Raw genomic sequence first — 16,031 nt, 5'->3', positions numbered from 1 at the left:
GCGGGCACGGGCGCGGGCGCGGTGGGCACGGGCGCCGAGCGCGCCCGGAGACGGCGACGGCCGCGACGGGGACCTCACGGGTCCCGGTCGCGGCCGTTCGCGTTCCCGCGGGGGCTGTTCGGCGGGGTTACTTGTTCGGGTCGTCGTCGATGCGGAGCTTCTCTTCCATCGTCTGCTGGGCCTTGTCGATCTGGTCCGCGTACTTGTTGCCGGTCTTCTCGTTGGCCTCTTGTTCGAGGTTGTCGGAGATGTCCTTGCCCTTGTCCTTGAACCTGTCGAAAATCCCCATGCCCGGGCTCCTTCCGTGATCCCGTGTGCGACGCTACGCCCGTTTGGGGTGATTCGCTCGCTGGAGGGTCGGAACGTCCCGTCATGGTATGAAGTTTATGATCTTGTCTCATGTGCTCCCACCGGCTGTTCGCCGCCCTCCTGCTCGCCCCGGCCCTCGCGCTGTCCGCTTGTACGGTGCTCCCCGAGTCCGGCGCCGGTGCGGCCGCGAACGCCCCCGGCCCGGCCAACGGGCCGGTGGCGCTGGCCTCGGTGGACGGGCTCGCGGTCAAGGGGCGGGCCCCGAAGACGGGGTACGCGCGCGAGCGGTTCGGGAAGGGCTGGCTGGACACGGACGGCAGCGGCTGCGGGACCCGCGAGGACATCCTCAAACGGGACCTGGCCCGGACCACCTTCAAGGACGGCTGCAAGGTACTGACCGGGGTGCTGGAGAAGGACCCCTATACCGGCGCCCGCATCGCGCACGAGCGGGGCCGCACGGGTGTGGACATCGACCACATCGTCGCCCTCTCCGACGCCTGGCAGAAGGGGGCCGGGGGCTGGGACAAGGGCAAACGGATCGCCTTCGCCAACGATCCGCTGAACCTCCTCGCGGTGGACGCCGCGGCGAACCGCAGGAAGGGGGACGGCGACGCGGCCACCTGGCTTCCGCCCGACCGCGGTTACCGCTGCCGCTACGTTGCGGCCCAGATCGCGGTCAAGCGGAAGTACGGTCTGTGGGTCACGGCCGGCGAGCGCGACGCGATGAAGCGGGTCCTGACGGACTGTCCCGGGGAGCGCCTGCCGACGGGGGGCGATCCCACCCGCCCGCCCGAGCGGCTGCGCTGATCCGCTTCACCCCTCGGCCGGGCCGTCGGTCCGCCGGTCCGGTCCGGTCCGGTCCTGGGTCAGTTCTTCTTCCAGTCCTGGCAGTCGGTGGTCTTGAAGAAGCCGTCCCCGGCGGCGATCGTCACGACGGCCTGGCCCTCGGGGTTGTCGTTGGCGATGATCGTGTCGAGGCTGCCGGTCGCGTCCTTGGTGCGCTCCCAGTAGCAGCCGCTGCCGTCCTCGGTGGAGCCCGCGGACTTGTAGGTGCCCGGGGCGATGTCGACGCCGACCTTGAGCATGCCGGCCTTGCCGGAGATCTCGGCCTTCGGGGTGCCCTTGGCCTTCGGGTCGACGAGCTCCCAGCCCTTGCAGCCCTCGGTCTTGAAGATCTTGTCGGTGGCGGCGATGGCCACGTACGACAGGCCCACGACGTTGTCGTTGTCGAGGATCGACTCCGGCTCGCCCTTGGAGTCCTTGGCGCGCTCCCAGTAGCAGTTGTCGTCGGCCTTGTTGCCCGCCGAGCGGTAGAGGCCGGGCTTGACGTCGGAGCCGACCTGGAAGGTGCCGCTGCCCTTGATGGCCGGCTTCGCCTTGCCCGCGTCGGGGGCCGGGGCGCTGCTCTGCGGTGCCGGCTTCGAGGCGGCCGCGTCACCGCCCTTGCCGGCGCCCTTGTCCGCCGGGGCGTCGGCGCCGCCGCACGCGGTGAGCGTCACGAGGGCGAGGGCGGCGCCGAAGCCCGTCAGCACCTTCGTGCGGGCGTTCCGGGCGGTCCAACTGGCGCGCATGGTGTGGGACATGTGTGTGGCTCCTGCCTGATCTGACGGCCTGTTCGGTGAGATCATCACAGCAGAGCTTGTGAACCGAGTCAACGTGTTTCTGAGGGATTGTTAAATTCACAGTGTGAAGTGGTCTCTCCTCTGCGCGGCGGTATGCTCGCGCACATGCCGGAGCAGAAGCCCCCCACCGCGGCCCCAGCCACCCCCCAGGCCCCACCCGTCCCTGAGGCCCCCGCCGCCGTCGAAGTCACCGCCGCCGAAGCCGCCGTTGAAGCCGCCGTCGAAGTCACCGCCGCCGAAGTCGCCGTTGAAGCCGCCGTTGATGTCGGCGCCCCCGAAGTCACCGCGGCCGACATCGCCCGCCTCGCGGGAGTCGGCCGCGCCGCCGTGAGCAACTGGCGCCGCCGGCACGCCGACTTCCCCCGCCCCGTCGGCGGCACCGAGACCAGCCCCACCTTCGCGCTGGCCGAGGTCACCGACTGGCTCCGGTCCCAGGGAAAGCTGGCCGAGGTCCCGCTGCGCGAGCGCGTCTGGCAGTACGTCGCCGCCCACCCCGGCGGCTCCGTGGCCGCGCTCGTCAAGGCCGGGAGCGCGCTGCTCCTCGTACGCGACCGGCCCAGGGAGTGGCTGGAGGCCGCGGCCGTCTCCGACGAGCGGATGGCCACCCTCCTGGCGCCCGCCCTCGACCGGGTGCTCACCCTGCGCCTCGGGCCCGAGCACCCGCTCGCAACCACCGCACCCCTGGCGCCCGGGGTGGTGCCCTTCCTGCGGGCCGCCGCCGAACTCGCCGCCGAACTCGGCACCAAGGGGGCCTTCGAGTTCCTCCTCGGCCGCCACCTCGAAGCCAACCCCCGCCAGTACACGCTCACTCCGGACGGCCTCGCCACCCTGATGGCCTCCCTCGCCGGACCGTCCCCCCAGACCGTCCTGGACCCCGCCTGCGGCACCGGCACCCTGCTGCGGGCCGTCCCCGGGGCCACCACCCGCTACGCGCAGGACAGTTCGCCCGAGCTCGCCTCCCTCGCCGCCCTGCGCCTCGCCCTCCAGTCGGACGCCCCGGTCCGCGCGGCCGCCGCCGACAGCCTGCGCGCCGACGCCTTCGCGCGCCCCGCCGCCGAAGCCGTCGACGCCGTGCTCTGCCACCCGCCCTTCAACGAACGCAACTGGGGCCACGAGGAGCTGGCGTACGACCCGCGCTGGGAGTACGGGCTGCCGGCCCGCGCGGAATCCGAACTCGCCTGGGTCCAGCACGCCCTGGCCCACCTGCGCGAGGGCGGCACCGCCGTCCTGCTCATGCCGCCCGCGGCCGCCGCCCGCCGCTCCGGCCGCCGCATCCGGGCCGACCTGCTGCGCCGCGGCGCGCTGCGCGCCGTCGTGGCCCTGCCGGCCGGCGCCGCGCCCCCGTACGGGATCCCGCTGCACCTGTGGGTGCTGCGCCGGCCCGCCCCGCACGCGGCGGCCCCCTCCGGGCTGCTCCTCGTGGACACCGCCGCGCTCGCCGACGGCCCCGGACCCGGTCCGGGGCGGGCCGGATGGGCCGCCGTGCACGGCACGGTGGAGGAGGCCTGGACGGCGTACGAGCGCGGCGGCCCGGCCCCGGACGTCCCCGACATCCCGGGCGTGCGCCGCGTCGTGCCCGTCGTGGAACTGCTCGACGACGACGTGGACCTGACCCCGGCCCGCCACCTGCCGCCGCCCGCCGCGGGCGGCGGCGTGGCCGAGCTGACCGCCGTACGGGACCGGCTGGACTCCACGCTGAACCGCGCGGCCCGGCTCACCCCGCCGGCCCCGCCCGCGGCCTCCCCGGACCGGCCCGCCCCCGCGCCGGCCCGGCTGCCGCTGACCACCGTCGGCGAACTCGCCCGCGCCGGAGCCCTGCTCCTGCACACGGGCACCGGCAGCGGCACGGGCGGCGCCCCGGTCCTGACCGAGTACGACGTGAGCGCCGGCACCGGCCCGACCGGCACCCTGACCGACGCCGCGGAGGAACCGCTGCTGACCGCGCCCGGTGACGTGGTCGTCCCCCTCACCGGAGGCGCCCGCGTGGCCCGCGTGGTCGACGCGTCCACCGCCGGGGCCGCGCTCGGCCGGGGCCTGCAGCTGCTGCGGCCCGATCCGGCCGCCCTGGACCCCTGGTTCCTGGCCGGCTTCCTGCGCGCCACCGCCAACAACCGGCGCGCCAGCAGCCACGCCTCCACCACGACCCGGCTCGACGTGCGCCGCCTCGAACTGCCGCGGCTGCCGCGGACCGAGCAGGAGGTCTACGGGGCGCGGTTCCGGGCGCTGGCCGAGTTCGAGGACGCCCTGAGACTGGCCGCCCGGCTCGGGGAGCAGCTCGTACAGGGGCTCTACGACGGGCTCTCCGACGGCACGGTCCGGCCGGAATGAGAGCCCCGGCCGGGAGGACGGACCGCCCGGGGCTGCGACCGTACAACGGTTGAGCGCATCCCCTCACTCCCGGCCGGGAACGCTGTATACGCTCTGACCCGGAATCCTCCGCCCTTTCTCCGCACCGCCCGTCAGGAGCAGCGATGCACGGCCCCGGCACTCCGCCGCCCCACGGTCACCAGTCCAGCACCGGGGGCGTGGTGGCGCTCCGCGTGCTGTTCGCGCTGCTGCCCATCCTGAGCTGCGGGTTCCTCGCCTGGGGGACGATGCTGCGGCTCGCGCTGGTCACCCGTAAGTCCCGGGACTGGTGGCTGTTCGGGGCCTGCATCGCGGTCGAGGTCGCGTCCCTGGCGCTGATCGGGGCGGACCCGACCGAGGACGCCAGCGGCCCGCAGGGCAACGCGGGGGCCTTCGGCACGCTGCTGAACGGCCTCGTGGTGTGCATCTACTACCTCGTCGCCGAGATCCGGCACTTCGAGGCGCTCAAGGCCGGGCCTCCGGCGGCCGGCTGGTACCCGCCGCCCGTCTCCCCCTACGTGCCTCCGCAGCAGCAGACCGGGCCCGCCTACGGCTACCCGCCGGCGGCCCGGACCGGCCCGCAGCAGCAGCCTCAGCACCAGCAGCAGCCGCACCAGCAGCCGCCGCACCAGTCCCACCCGTCCCACCAGCCCGCCCCGCAGCAGGCCCCCGAGCCCGCGCCCTCCCCGACCCCGCCCCCGCGCATCGGGCAGGTCCGCGCCGAACTCGACGAGCTCAGCGAGCTCCTGCGCCGCCAGCAGCCGCCCCGTGACGAGGAACCCCGCCCGTGACGGACCGGCTCATCGGCGACCGCTACCAGCTCGCCACCATCCTGGGCCAGGGCGGCATGGGACAGGTCTGGACGGCGTACGACCGGCGCCTGGACCGCCGCGTCGCCGTCAAACTGCTGCGCCCCGACAAGGTGGCGGGCCCCGGCTCCGTCGCCGAGGAACTGCGCCGCCGCTTCGTGCGGGAATGCCGGGTCACGGCCCAGGTGGACCACCCCGGACTGGTCACCGTGCACGACGCGGGCAGCGACGGGGACGAGCTGTACCTCGTCATGCAGTACGTGGAGGGCGCCGACCTCGCCGACCACCTCGCCGAGCACGATCCCTATCCCTGGCCGTGGGCGGTCTCGGTGATCGCCCAGCTGTGCTCGGTGCTCTCGGCCGTGCACGCGGTGCCGATCGTCCACCGGGACCTGAAGCCGCGCAACGTCATGGTCCGCCCCGACGGGACCGTGCTGGTCCTGGACCTCGGCGTCGCCTCCGTGATGGACACCGACACCACCCGCCTCACCAGCACCGGTTCACCCATCGGCAGCCCCGCGTACATGGCCCCCGAGCAGGCCATGGGCGGAGCCGTGGGCCCGCACACCGACCTCTACGCCCTCGGCGTGGTCCTGTACGAGCTGCTGTCCGGCAACGTCCCCTTCGCCGGCTCCACGGCGCTCGGGGTGCTCCACCGGCACCTGTACGAACCCCCGCTGCCGGTGCGCCAGTTGCGTCCCGAGGTCCCGCAGCAGCTGGAAGCCCTGCTGCTGAAGCTGCTGGCCAAGGACCCGCAGGACCGGCCCGCCTCCGCGCAGGCGGTGTACGCGGCCCTCGCGCCGCTGCTGCCCCACCACGGCTCGGGCGCCCCGACCGGCCCCCTCGACCCGACCCGCCCGTTCCTGCGCCCGCAGGCCCCCTGGCCCGACCGCGCCACCGTGATCCCGCCCCGGCCCGCCACCCCGCCCCCGCCGCCGAGGCCGGACGTCCCGGCGGCCGTGGAGGAGGCCAAGAAGCTCCTGGACCAGGGCCGGCTCACCCAGGCCGTGGACATCCTCGGCGGCATCCTCCCGGCGGCGGCCGAGCAGCACGGCGCGCACTCCCCGGTGGTCCGCTCCCTGCGCAAGCAGTACGCGGCCACCCTGATGGACGACGGCCAGTACCGCCGCGCCCTGCCCGAACTGCGGCGGCTCGCGGAGGAGTTCCCGGCCGGCGACCCGCAGTCCCTGCGCTTCCGCTACGACGCGGCCCAGTGCCTGGAGCAGCTCGGCGAACCGGCGGCCGCCCTCGCCGAGTACCGCGCGCTGCTGCCGCTGTTCGAGAACCACTACGCGAACCCGGATCCGGGCCTCCCGCTGGAGGTCCGCCGCCGGATAGCGCACCTGCTGCTCTCACTGGGCGACCGCCCGGCGGCCCACGACACCCTGGCCCGCCTCCTCTTCGACGCGGAACGCCTGCACGGCCCGAACCACCCCTTCACCGAGGAGGTCCGCCGCACCCTGCTCTGGCTGGGTCAGGTGCGCTGAGGCTCCGGGCGGGCCGGCTCCGCGCGGTCCGGGTCCGCCGGCGCTCCGGCCGGCTCGTACCGATGCGGCCGACGCCGCCGCCGGCCCGCCGCGAGCGGGCCGGGCCGCCCCGGCAGCCCCAGCAGGGCCGCCAGGACCAGCAGGGCCGCAGCCGCCACCGCCGCGCCCGGGACGAGGCCCGGGGGGCGGAAGGTGCAGCTGATGCCGGTGGTGCGGCCGTCCAGCGGGATCGCGACCAGCCCCAGCCGCGCGTCGGCCGGGCGTCCGTTGCAGGTCCAGCCCGCGATCGCGGGGACGGAGAGCACCGCCGTGCCCGTGCTGCCCGGCGGGAGCTCCGCGTGGACGCCCGAGGAGCCGACCCGTACGGACACCGCCGCCGTGGCCCGCAGCCGGGCGACGACCGCGGTCAGCAGGGAGCGGTCCAGGCAGGACAGCTGCCAGTGCGCGGGAGCCGCCTTCTCGAAGACCAGCGCCGAGGCCGGGCCGCGGGAGGCCCCCAGGGGCTGCAGGGCCGCCCTGTTGCGCGGCGGGTTGGCGTTCAGCCGGAAGGCCGGCCCGTCCGCGAGGCGGGCCGTCCCGTTGTACTCCGGGGCCCACAGGAAGGCCTCGGTCCCCGCCCGGCAGACCCCGGGGGAGAGCGGATCCTCGTACACCCGGGCGCCCAGCAGGAGCTCCTGGTTGGCGAAGGGCGAGGCCCCGTACTCCGGCCGCGCGCCCGGCGGGCGGACGGTGACCAGCGGCGGCACCTCGGCCCGCGCGACCGTGCCGTCCGGCCGCAGCCGGGCGCCGACGGAGAACACGGCGTCCGTCACCGGGTTGTCGAGGCTCTGTACGTTGCGGCCGCGCGAGGTCCAGCCCGCCCCGAGGGCCACCATGGTCCGGGTGAACAGGTCCGGGGTGTGGCTGCTGTAGTACGCGCCGCCCTCCCCGCCCAGCAGCATCGGGTCGTTGCCGGTCAGCGCCGGCCGCCCGGCGTCCGTGCGGTACGCGGGCCAGCCCCCGGCCCCCGCCAGGGCGTCGGCCCGCGCGGTGTGCGCCGCGCCCCACACCGGGTAGTCGTCCAGCCCCGCCAGCTTCCCCCGGTGCCCGTTGGCCGTGGTCGCCGCCGCCTGCGCCAGCAGGACCAGGACCAGCACCCCCACCGCGGGCAGCACCAGGCGCCGGTGGCGCAGCGCCCACCAGGCGGCCCCCGCCAGGGCCAGGCCGCCGCCGAACAGGGCCAGGCCCCAGGAGGTCGCCAGCCGGCTCCCGCTCGCCGCGAGCAGGACGGCCGCCAGCACCCCGGCGCCGCCCGCCAGTGCCCACGGCCCGGGCGGTCCGGCCGCCAGCCCCGCCCAGGCGGCCATCACCACGATCCCGGCCAGCACGAAGGTCTGCCGGTACGGGCTGCCGTTGGGCGTCGCGAAGAGGTGCCAGGCCAGATGCGTCGGCATCCACTGGAAGGACAGCAGCACCAGCAGGACCAGCCCCGTCCACACCAGCCGCTCCCGCCCGGCCACGGCCCGGTGGAAGGGCAGGGCCGCCGCGAGCAGCAGGGTCCCGGTGCCGATGAACAGGGCGGGGGAGGAGAAGGAGTAGGTGGCGGGCAGCAGCCGGGCCAGCAGATCCTCCGTCGCCGCCGGCACGAAGGGCTTGAACCACCCCGGGTAGGCCTGCTTCGAGCTGAGGAAGAGCGGCACGAGCACCGGAGCCGACAGCGCGACGCCGAGCCCGGTGCTCAGCGCCGCCCGCGCGAGGACCCGTAGCCGATCCGCCACGCCCTCCCGGGTGAGGAGCAGCCGCACCAGCAGCACCAGCACCGCGCCCAGCGTCGCCATGTACGCGGTGTAGAAGTTCGCCGTCCAGCAGAGCGCCACCACCACGACGGCCGCCGCTGGCCGGCGCGCGCGCAACGCCCACTCACCCGTCAGACACAGGAGCGGAAGGGCGATCAGCCCGTCCATCCACATCGGGTTGTACGAGGCCTCGATCACCGACCAGCCGCACAGCGCGTACGAGGCCCCGAGCAGCCCCGCCGCCCACGCCGGCCCGCGCCGCTGGGTGCGCAGCAGCCAGGCCATCGCCGCCGCCGCGGCCGCCGTCTTCAGCACGGTGACCACGTACACCGCGAGGTCGATGTCCTGGCGCGGGAACAGCCCCACCAGGACCGCGAACGGGCTGGTCAGATAGGTCCCGAAGTCGGGCAGGAAGCTGGTCCCGTACCCGGACTGCCAGTTCAGCAGCAGTCCGCCCGCGGCGCGCCCGTGCAGCAGGTCCCACAGGTGCGCGTGGAACGGCACGAACTGATTGCCGAGGTCGTTGATGCTGCGGTGGCGCGGCCCGTACGGGAAGACGCGGGCCACCGCGTCTCCGGCGGCCACGGCCACCACGGTGACCAGGGCGGCGAGGGCCGAGCCGAGCAGGGAGGTGCGGCGCGGGGAGCGGTGCGGTGTCGACATGGTGGGCCGACCGTGGCACTCCCGGTGGGCCGAAGGATGGCCGCAGAGGGACGCGAACCCCAACACCCCCGGAATCGTTGGTCGAACCAGTGGCTCTGATCACCCCGACTGCATACCATCGATCACCGCACGGCCCTTGTGCACCGAAGCACAATCTCCCGGCCCTGGAGGCTCCTTTGCACCGTCGCACAGCGCTCTCCGTTTCCGCCGCCCTGCTCCTGGCGGCCCCTCTGCTGTCCGCGTGCTCGGGCGAAGCCCGCCCCGGCACCGCGGCCGTGATCGGCGGCGAACGGATCACCACCTCCGCGCTCCAGGCCCAGGTGAACGACGTCCGCACCGCACAGAACAGCTCCGAACACGCGGCCGAGCTCATCGCGGCCGTCCCGCAGCTCGACCGGGTCAAGCTCAGCACGATGCTGCAGAGCCGGATCCTCGACCGGATGGCGAAGGACGCCGGGATCACCGTCACCCCCAAGGAGCTCCAGGACGCCCGCAAGGCCTACGACGAGGGCAACCGGGGAGCCGCGGCCTTCGAGGAGGCGATCCTGCAGAAGGCCGCCGTCGCCCCCGACCAGATCGAGCGCTGGGTCCGCGACCAGGTGCTCTTCGAGAAGCTGAACGCCAAGTACGGCGAGGGCAAGCTCGCCGAGCCCGCCGCGAAGGCCGCGGCCAAGCTCGGCATCGAGGTCAACCCCCGCTACGGCGTCTGGGACCCCCAGCGGGTCACCCTCGGCGAGCACTCCACCCCGTGGATCACCCAGGTCACCCGCCCGGAGCAGCCCCCCGCCGGGGCCTAGGCAGCCCCGCGGGGGAGGTAGGTTCGGAGGGTGACTGACGACGTGTCCTCCGAGCCCACCGGCCGCATCGTGCTGCTGACCACGAGCCACCGGGTGGCCCCCGGCATGCTGTCCTGGCCGGCCTGGCAGACCCTGCACGCCGCGCACCGGGTGCTGTGCGCCGACCCCGGCCACGTCCAGCTCCCCTACCTCCGCGAGGCCGGCGTCGAGGTCTCCCTGGAGACCCCCGACGCCCAGGCACTGATCGAGGAGTGCGCCGGCGGGCGCACGGTCGTCGTCCTGCTCAGCGGCGAGGGGGACCGGCGGCTCACCGACGCCCTGGCCCGCTTCGCCGGCTCGGGCCGGGTCGCCGTACCGGACCTGGAGCTGCTGCCGGGCTCGTACGATCTGCCCGGCGCACGCCTGCTCGACCTCGTGCAGGTCATGGACCGGGTCCGGCGCGAATGCCCCTGGACCTCGCAGCAGACCCACGAGGGACTGGCGAAGTACGCCATCGAGGAGGCCTACGAGCTGGTCGAGGCCATCGAGGACGGGAACCGCGAAGAACTGCGCGAGGAGCTCGGGGACGTCCTGCTCCAGGTGGTCTTCCACGCGCGCATCGCGGAGGAGGGCAGCCCGGGCGGAGAGGGCGAAGAGGGTGAGGACGACGAGCCGTTCTCCATCGACGACGTGGCCGGCGCCCTCGTCGAGAAGCTGATCCACCGGCACCCGCACGTCTTCGGCGACGCCACGGCGCAAACCCCGGAGGACGTGAACGCGCACTGGCAGCGCACCAAGCAGGTGGAGAAGCAGCGGGAGTCGGTGACCGACGGGATCCCGCTCGGCCAGCCCGGTCTCGCGCTCGCGGCCAAGCTGGCGGGCCGCGCCCGTGCGGGGGCGGTGCCCGTGGAACTGCCCCGCGGAGAGGGCATCGGGTACGAACTGCTGGAACTGGCGGCGCGCGCCGAGGCGGCGGGGACCGACCCCGAGACCGCGCTGCGCGCGGCGGCCCGGACCTACCGGGACGCGATCCGTAGGGCCGAGGGCGTCGGCGAGTAGCCCTCAGCGGCGGGAGGCACCCCGCGACGGTGTCGGACGGCGATGCTCTCGGACGGCGAAGTCCTCGGACGGCGAAGTCCTCGGGCGGCGACCTTCTCGCTACCCCCGGGGCGCGCGGCCCGACGGGTTGTGCCAGTGCGGGTCGGGGCGGTTCAGGAACCACTCGCCGAAGCCCATCGGGCGGCCGTCGTCCTCCTGGCCCCTGCCGCCGGCCGGTACGGAGTCGTGGAAGATCCGGTCGGGGCGCGCGCCGAGTTCCTCCAGGAGGTACGCGGTCTCCCGGATGAACTGCGGCGGACCGCTCAGGTAGACGTCCTGGTCGGGCCAGAGCCCGCGGTTGCTGAGCGCGGTCGCCAGCCGGCCGGTGGCCTGGTTGCGGTGCTGGCCGGGGGCGGGCGTGATGTAGGTGACGCTCAGCCAGCCGAGGGAGTCCCCGTACGCGTCGATCAGCGGGCGGTCGTAGAGGTGCGCGGCGTCCCGCGCGACCACGAAGAGCCGCACGTCCTGATCGGGAGGGTGTTCCGCCAGGTCCTCCAGCATCGCGCGGACCGGGGCCCAGCCGGTGCCGGCGGCTATGAAGCTGACCGGGCGGTCCTCGCGGCGGAAGGTCATCTGCCCGCCGGCCGCGCCCAGCCGCAGCACGTCCCCGGGCCGGGTCTCACGGATCAGGGCGGTGCTGAGGCGGCCGCCCTCGATCCGGCTGACGTGCAGGTCGAGCGTGCCGTCGGCGCGGGGCGCGTTGCCCAGGGAGTACGTGCGCCAGGTCGTCGGCACCCGGTCGCTGCTCACGCTCGCGTACTGCCCGGGGAGATGGGGGAAGTGCGCGTGCGGGCGGAGGGTCAGGACGCCGATGTCCTCCCCGTACAGCAGGTGGCGTACGACTTCCGCGTCCCACCAGGGCGGGTCCTCGCTGGCGGCGGCTCCGGCCATCATCGCGTCGGCGATCACCTGATACGCCTCCGACCAGGCCTTTTCCGCCTGGGGGTGCCAGGCGGACCCGGAGGCCTCGGCGAGCGCGGCGATGAGGCTGGTGCCCACGGCCGCGTAGTGCTCGGGCCCCGCCAGGAACTTGCGGTGGTCGCGGCCGAGGTCGCGCAGATAGGGGACGAGCGTCTCGTTCTCCAGGTGGGCGATCACATGGGTGAGCGCGGCGAAGAGGCGGTCCCGCTGTCTTTCCATGTCTTCGAGGGAGGCCGGGAAGAGATCACGGACTCCGGGGTTGTGCCAGAAGAGGTGGGAGTAGAAGAACTTGACCGCGTGCTCGGCCCGTCTCTCCACCACCGCGAAGCTGCTTTTCAAGATCCTCACATCCACAAAACCGAAAGTAGGAACGCCGGGGAACGTGAGGTCAAGCCATGGCCGATCTGCGGACAGCCGCGATAAATAGTTCATATGGGGTGACGGGCGGTGGGCGGGATACGGTCTGCGGGTGCACGAGCAGACCCCCGCAGCCCCCGAAGAGCCCACCGCCACCCCGTCGCCGACCCTGTTCGACTGGGAGTTCGCGACCGACCCCTACCCGGCGTACGCCTGGCTGCGCGAGCACGCCCCCGTGCACCGCACCACGCTCCCCAGCGGGGTCGAGGCCTGGCTCGTCACCCGGTACGCCGACGCCCGCCAGGCCCTCGCCGACCAGCGGCTGAGCAAGAACCCGGCCCACCACGAGGGCTCCGCGCACGCCAAGGGCCGCACCGGGATCCCGGGGGAGCGCAAGGCGGAGCTGATGACCCATCTCCTCAACATCGACCCGCCGGACCACACCCGGCTGCGCCGCCTGGTGTCGAAGGCGTTCACCCCGCGCAGGGTCGCCGAGTTCACCCCGAGGGTGCAGGAGCTGACCGATCACCTGATCGATCAGTTCTGCGAGAGGGGCGAGGCCGACCTCATCCACGAGTTCGCCTTCCCGCTCCCCATCTACGCCATCTGCGAGATGCTCGGCGTACCGCGGGAGGACCAGGACGACTTCCGCGACTGGGCGGGCATGATGATCCGGCACGGCGGCGGCCCGCGCGGCGGGGTGGCCCGGTCCGTGAAGCAGATGCGCACCTATCTCGGCGAGCTCATCCACCGCAAGCGCGACGACCTCGGCGACGACCTGATCTCCGATCTGATCCGGGCCAGCGACCACGGTGACCACCTGACGGAGGCCGAGGCCACCGCGATGGCCTTCATCCTCTTGTTCGCGGGGTTCGAGACCACGGTCAATCTCATCGGCAACGGGGTCCACTCCCTCTTCATGAACCCGGAGCAGCGCGAGCGCCTCCAGCTCTCCCTCGCCGCCGGCGAGAGCGGACTGCTGGAGACCGGCGTGGAGGAGCTGCTGCGCTACGACGGCCCCGTGGAGCTGGCCACCTGGCGGTTCGCCACCGAGCCCTTCGAGCTCGGCGGCCAGGACATCGCGGCCGGGGATCCGGTGCTGGTGGTCCTGGCGGCCGCCGACCGGGATCCCGAACGGTTCGCCGACCCGGACACCCTGGACCTCTCCCGGAGCGACAACCAGCACCTCGGATACGGGCACGGCATCCACTACTGCCTGGGCGCCCCGCTCGCCCGGCTCGAAGGGCAGACCGCGCTCGCGACGCTGCTGACGCGGCTGCCCGATCTGGAGCTGGCCGTGGATCCCGGGGAGCTGCGGTGGCGTGGTGGGCTCATCATGCGGGGGCTGCGGACGCTGCCGGTCCGCTTCAGCGTCGAATCAGCCGGTCAAATCACCATGAACCGGCCTGACCGAAAGTCAGTTGACGGCCCAAACTTGTGACAGGCGTTCGAAGGCCGCTAGGTTCTGCCGTTACCCCGCCGTTATGCGAAAGGTGCAGCCTCATGCGTTCCGGGAACGGCCGCCACAGACGCCCCCGACAAGTGCCCGCACTTGTCGTCACCGCCGGAGTCACCGGCACCGCGCTCGCCCTGCCGCTGCTCGCGGCCACCGGCGCGAGCGCGGCGGAGACCTCCACATGGGACAAGGTCGCCGAGTGCGAGAGCGGCGGCACGTGGAGTGCCAACTTCGGCGGCGGAGCCTATGGCGGGCTGCAGTTCAGCCAGGAGGAGTGGAAGAACGCCGGCGGGCTCGCCTTCGCCGAGCGCGCCGACCTGGCCAGCCGCTCCCAGCAGATAGCCGTGGCCGAACGGGTGCTGGCCTCCCAGGGGCCCCAGGCGTGGCCGCTGTGCGCGGTGCCGGCCGGCCTGACGCAGGACGCGCCCGCCGCCGCGGTGGACCCGGGCCTGCCCAGCGGTTCCGGATCCCTCACCCCGGCCCCGTCCCGCCCGGACGACGCCGTGCCCCACACCGGCTCGGGCAAGCCGTCCACGGACTTCGGGGCGCCCACGCCCAAGGTCCCGGCTCCCGAGGCCCCGTCGGCCTCGACGCAGCCCGACTATCCGGTCGGCGTGCCCGGCGAACTGCCCGTCATGCCGGGGCCGGACCTGGAGACGCCGCCTCCGGGACTCCCGGGCGATCCGACGGCTCCCACGAGTCCGGCGGACCCGACCGCCCCGGTGGCCCCGGTCACCCCCGTGGACCCGACCGTCCCGGCGGACCCGACCGTTCCGGTGGGACCCACCACGCCGCCGTCCACGGATCCGACCGCGCCGGTGGGCCCGACGAACCCGGTGTCCCCGTCCCCGTCGGACCCGACGAACCCGGCGAACCCGGCCAACCCGGGGAACTCCGCGAACCCGGCAAACCCCCTCAACCCGGTTGATCCCACGGCCCCGACGGCTCCGGCCGCACCCGGCGCGTCCACCGCCCCGGGCGCCACGGCGACCCCCGGCGCGACCGAGGGCGGCGGCAAGCACCGCGGCCCGGCCGCGGTCGAGACGGCCGCCGCGTCCGCTCCCGCGCCGGAGGTGACGTACACCGTGAAGGCGGGCGACAGCCTCATCGAGATCGCGGACGCCAACGGAGTGAAGGGTGGCTGGAAGGGTCTCTACGCGGCCAACGAGCAGGTCATCGGCGGAGACGCGGACCTGATCAAGCCCGGCCAGAACCTGGATCTAACGCACGAATAGGGGCACTTGCGGCGCCCGGAACCAGCTGATTGTCCGTTTTCTGTAAGTGAGACATGTGTCTCTTCAGGTCAACTGGCGTGTCCGGCCCGGAGCGTTCCGCAAACCCCGCCCTCACCTGCGCAAACGTCCCTCCGGGGAGCGCAAGTAGGCACCGTTTCCCCCCGATGTTGCTCGTTGAACATCGGGGGGAGACCTGTCTACCTTCTGAATCGCTCGCCACCGCGGGCTCCTTCGACCGCATCGCCGAATCCTGCCGGCGGACGGAGGGAACACTCGTCGCGTAAAGCGCCGAAGGCAGGAGCGGGGGAACCAAGGTAGGCGCCGGTGGCGGCCGTTGAGAGACGGTCACCTCAGCCGGCTAGGGGTTAAGCCAAGCGCTAGGTCGCTCGGCCGGGCACTCACTCGCCCGAACCCGACAGCTCACCTCGTAGGCGTCGGTGAGGAGAACTCCATGCTGCTTTCGGGCAAGGGCAAGCACCGTCGCGGCTCCAAGGCCGTCCGCATCGTCACGCTCGCCGGTGTCGCCGGTGTCGCCGTGGCGGCTCCGCTGATGGCCGCGGGCACCGCTTCCGCCGCGACCGCCGGCGAGTGGGACCGCGTCGCCGCGTGCGAGTCCGGTGGCAACTGGTCCATCAACACGGGCAACGGCTTCTACGGCGGCCTGCAGTTCACGTCCTCCACCTGGGCCGCGTACGGCGGCAAGGCGTACGCCGCGCAGGCCAACCAGGCCTCCAAGTCGCAGCAGATATCCATCGCCGAGAAGGTCCTCAAGGGCCAGGGCAAGGGCGCCTGGCCGTCCTGCGGCGTCGGCCTGTCGAGCTCCTCCTACAACGGCGGCTCGGGGCAGAGCACCCCCTCCAAGCCGAAGACGCAGCCGAAGCCGGCCGCGAAGCCGAAGACCGAGGCTCCGAAGAAGCAGACCAAGCGCGTCGAGGCTCCGACCACGCGCTCCGAGCGTCCGGCCGCCGCGCCGAAGGCTCAGGCCCCCAAGACGGGCAACGGCTCCTACGAGGTCAAGTCCGGCGACACGCTGGGCGCGATCGCCGACGCGAACCACGTGTCCGGTGGCTGGGAGAAGCTCTTCGAGCTCAACAAGGAAATCGTGCCGGACGCCAACCTGATCTACCCGGGCCAGAAGCTGAACCTCAGCTGAAACCCGTAGGAACGCTTGCCGCCG

13 protein-coding genes and 1 riboswitch are annotated in these 16,031 nt (G+C 73.6%); of the genes, 9 read left to right on the top strand and 4 right to left on the bottom strand.

Annotation, left to right across the window (positions count from 1 at the left end; translation table 11 throughout):
- Positions 1–127: 127 nt before the first annotated feature.
- The gene (locus ACWCP2_RS25550) at positions 128–289 is read right to left on the bottom strand and encodes an Rv0909 family putative TA system antitoxin (RefSeq protein WP_399378561.1); all 162 of its coding nucleotides are present in this window, start codon (positions 287–289) and stop codon (positions 128–130) included.
- Positions 290–399: 110 nt separating this feature from the next.
- Here ACWCP2_RS25550 and ACWCP2_RS25545 point away from each other — a divergent pair, with 110 nt between their 5' ends.
- Entirely contained in the window at positions 400–1,116 is a 717-nt protein-coding gene (locus ACWCP2_RS25545; RefSeq protein ID WP_450910906.1) for an HNH endonuclease family protein, read from the top strand.
- A 59-nt stretch (positions 1,117–1,175) separates the two neighbouring features.
- Here ACWCP2_RS25545 and ACWCP2_RS25540 read toward each other — a convergent pair whose 3' ends face one another.
- Entirely contained in the window at positions 1,176–1,892 is a 717-nt protein-coding gene (locus tag ACWCP2_RS25540) for a hypothetical protein (protein WP_450910905.1), read from the bottom strand.
- 144 nt (positions 1,893–2,036) lie between these two features.
- Between ACWCP2_RS25540 and ACWCP2_RS25535 the strand changes: the two genes are divergently transcribed.
- The 3 genes from ACWCP2_RS25535 (at position 2,037) to ACWCP2_RS25525 (ending at position 6,573) form a co-directional block, all read left to right on the top strand.
- On the top strand, positions 2,037–4,259 hold the full coding sequence (locus tag ACWCP2_RS25535; RefSeq protein WP_450910904.1) for an N-6 DNA methylase: 2,223 nt from the start codon (positions 2,037–2,039) through the stop codon (positions 4,257–4,259).
- A 143-nt stretch (positions 4,260–4,402) separates the two neighbouring features.
- Complete coding sequence (locus ACWCP2_RS25530) at positions 4,403–5,068, top strand: hypothetical protein (protein ID WP_450910903.1); 666 nt, start codon at positions 4,403–4,405, stop codon at positions 5,066–5,068.
- Complete coding sequence (locus ACWCP2_RS25525; RefSeq protein WP_450910902.1) at positions 5,065–6,573, top strand: protein kinase domain-containing protein; 1,509 nt, start codon at positions 5,065–5,067, stop codon at positions 6,571–6,573. Before ACWCP2_RS25530 ends, ACWCP2_RS25525 begins: the two co-directional genes overlap by 4 nt.
- Here ACWCP2_RS25525 and ACWCP2_RS25520 read toward each other — a convergent pair.
- The gene (locus ACWCP2_RS25520) at positions 6,561–9,011 is read right to left on the bottom strand and encodes a YfhO family protein (protein ID WP_450910901.1); all 2,451 of its coding nucleotides are present in this window, start codon (positions 9,009–9,011) and stop codon (positions 6,561–6,563) included. The two genes, ACWCP2_RS25525 and ACWCP2_RS25520, sit on opposite strands and share 13 nt — an antisense overlap.
- A 176-nt stretch (positions 9,012–9,187) precedes the next feature.
- Here ACWCP2_RS25520 and ACWCP2_RS25515 point away from each other — a divergent pair, with 176 nt between their 5' ends.
- A complete protein-coding gene (locus ACWCP2_RS25515; protein ID WP_450910900.1) occupies positions 9,188–9,808 on the top strand; it encodes a SurA N-terminal domain-containing protein in 621 nt (206 codons plus the stop codon).
- Between the two features lie 30 nt (positions 9,809–9,838).
- Positions 9,839–10,846: a nucleoside triphosphate pyrophosphohydrolase gene (locus ACWCP2_RS25510; protein ID WP_450910899.1), complete on the top strand. Its 1,008-nt coding sequence runs from the start codon at positions 9,839–9,841 to the stop codon at positions 10,844–10,846.
- 99 nt (positions 10,847–10,945) lie between these two features.
- Here the strand turns inward: ACWCP2_RS25510 and ACWCP2_RS25505 are convergent, their stop codons facing one another.
- Entirely contained in the window at positions 10,946–12,154 is a 1,209-nt protein-coding gene (locus ACWCP2_RS25505) for a globin domain-containing protein (protein ID WP_450910898.1), read from the bottom strand.
- Positions 12,155–12,275: 121 nt separating this feature from the next.
- Between ACWCP2_RS25505 and ACWCP2_RS25500 the strand changes: the two genes are divergently transcribed.
- The 3 genes from ACWCP2_RS25500 to ACWCP2_RS25490 all read left to right on the top strand — a co-directional run bounded on the left by ACWCP2_RS25500 (position 12,276) and on the right by ACWCP2_RS25490 (position 16,007).
- The gene (locus ACWCP2_RS25500) at positions 12,276–13,604 is read left to right on the top strand and encodes a cytochrome P450 family protein (RefSeq protein ID WP_450910897.1); all 1,329 of its coding nucleotides are present in this window, start codon (positions 12,276–12,278) and stop codon (positions 13,602–13,604) included.
- Positions 13,605–13,705: 101 nt separating this feature from the next.
- Entirely contained in the window at positions 13,706–14,854 is a 1,149-nt protein-coding gene (locus ACWCP2_RS25495; protein WP_450910896.1) for a transglycosylase family protein, read from the top strand.
- 276 nt (positions 14,855–15,130) lie between these two features.
- Positions 15,131–15,303, top strand: a riboswitch (cyclic di-AMP (ydaO/yuaA leader).
- 2 nt (positions 15,304–15,305) lie between these two features.
- Positions 15,306–16,007 (top strand): transglycosylase family protein, encoded by a 702-nt coding sequence (locus ACWCP2_RS25490; RefSeq protein WP_450910895.1) that lies wholly within the window; start codon positions 15,306–15,308, stop codon positions 16,005–16,007.
- Positions 16,008–16,031 lie beyond the last annotated feature (24 nt).

This window comes from Streptomyces sp. NPDC002104 (genome assembly GCF_053593795.1).
This window is presented reverse-complemented; position numbering and strand designations above follow the sequence as displayed.

What these genes read in the sequence shown, in the direction of transcription:
- ACWCP2_RS25550 (WP_399378561.1), bottom strand. Translation starts at nt 289, where the DNA reads ATGGGGATTTTCGACAGGTTCAAGGACAAGGGCAAGGACATCTCCGAC.
- ACWCP2_RS25545 (WP_450910906.1), top strand. Translation starts at nt 400, where the DNA reads ATGTGCTCCCACCGGCTGTTCGCCGCCCTCCTGCTCGCCCCGGCCCTC.
- ACWCP2_RS25540 (WP_450910905.1), bottom strand. Translation starts at nt 1,892, where the DNA reads ATGTCCCACACCATGCGCGCCAGTTGGACCGCCCGGAACGCCCGCACG.
- ACWCP2_RS25535 (WP_450910904.1), top strand. Translation starts at nt 2,037, where the DNA reads ATGCCGGAGCAGAAGCCCCCCACCGCGGCCCCAGCCACCCCCCAGGCC.
- ACWCP2_RS25530 (WP_450910903.1), top strand. Translation starts at nt 4,403, where the DNA reads ATGCACGGCCCCGGCACTCCGCCGCCCCACGGTCACCAGTCCAGCACC.
- ACWCP2_RS25520 (WP_450910901.1), bottom strand. Translation starts at nt 9,011, where the DNA reads ATGTCGACACCGCACCGCTCCCCGCGCCGCACCTCCCTGCTCGGCTCG.
- ACWCP2_RS25490 (WP_450910895.1), top strand. Translation starts at nt 15,306, where the DNA reads ATGCTGCTTTCGGGCAAGGGCAAGCACCGTCGCGGCTCCAAGGCCGTC.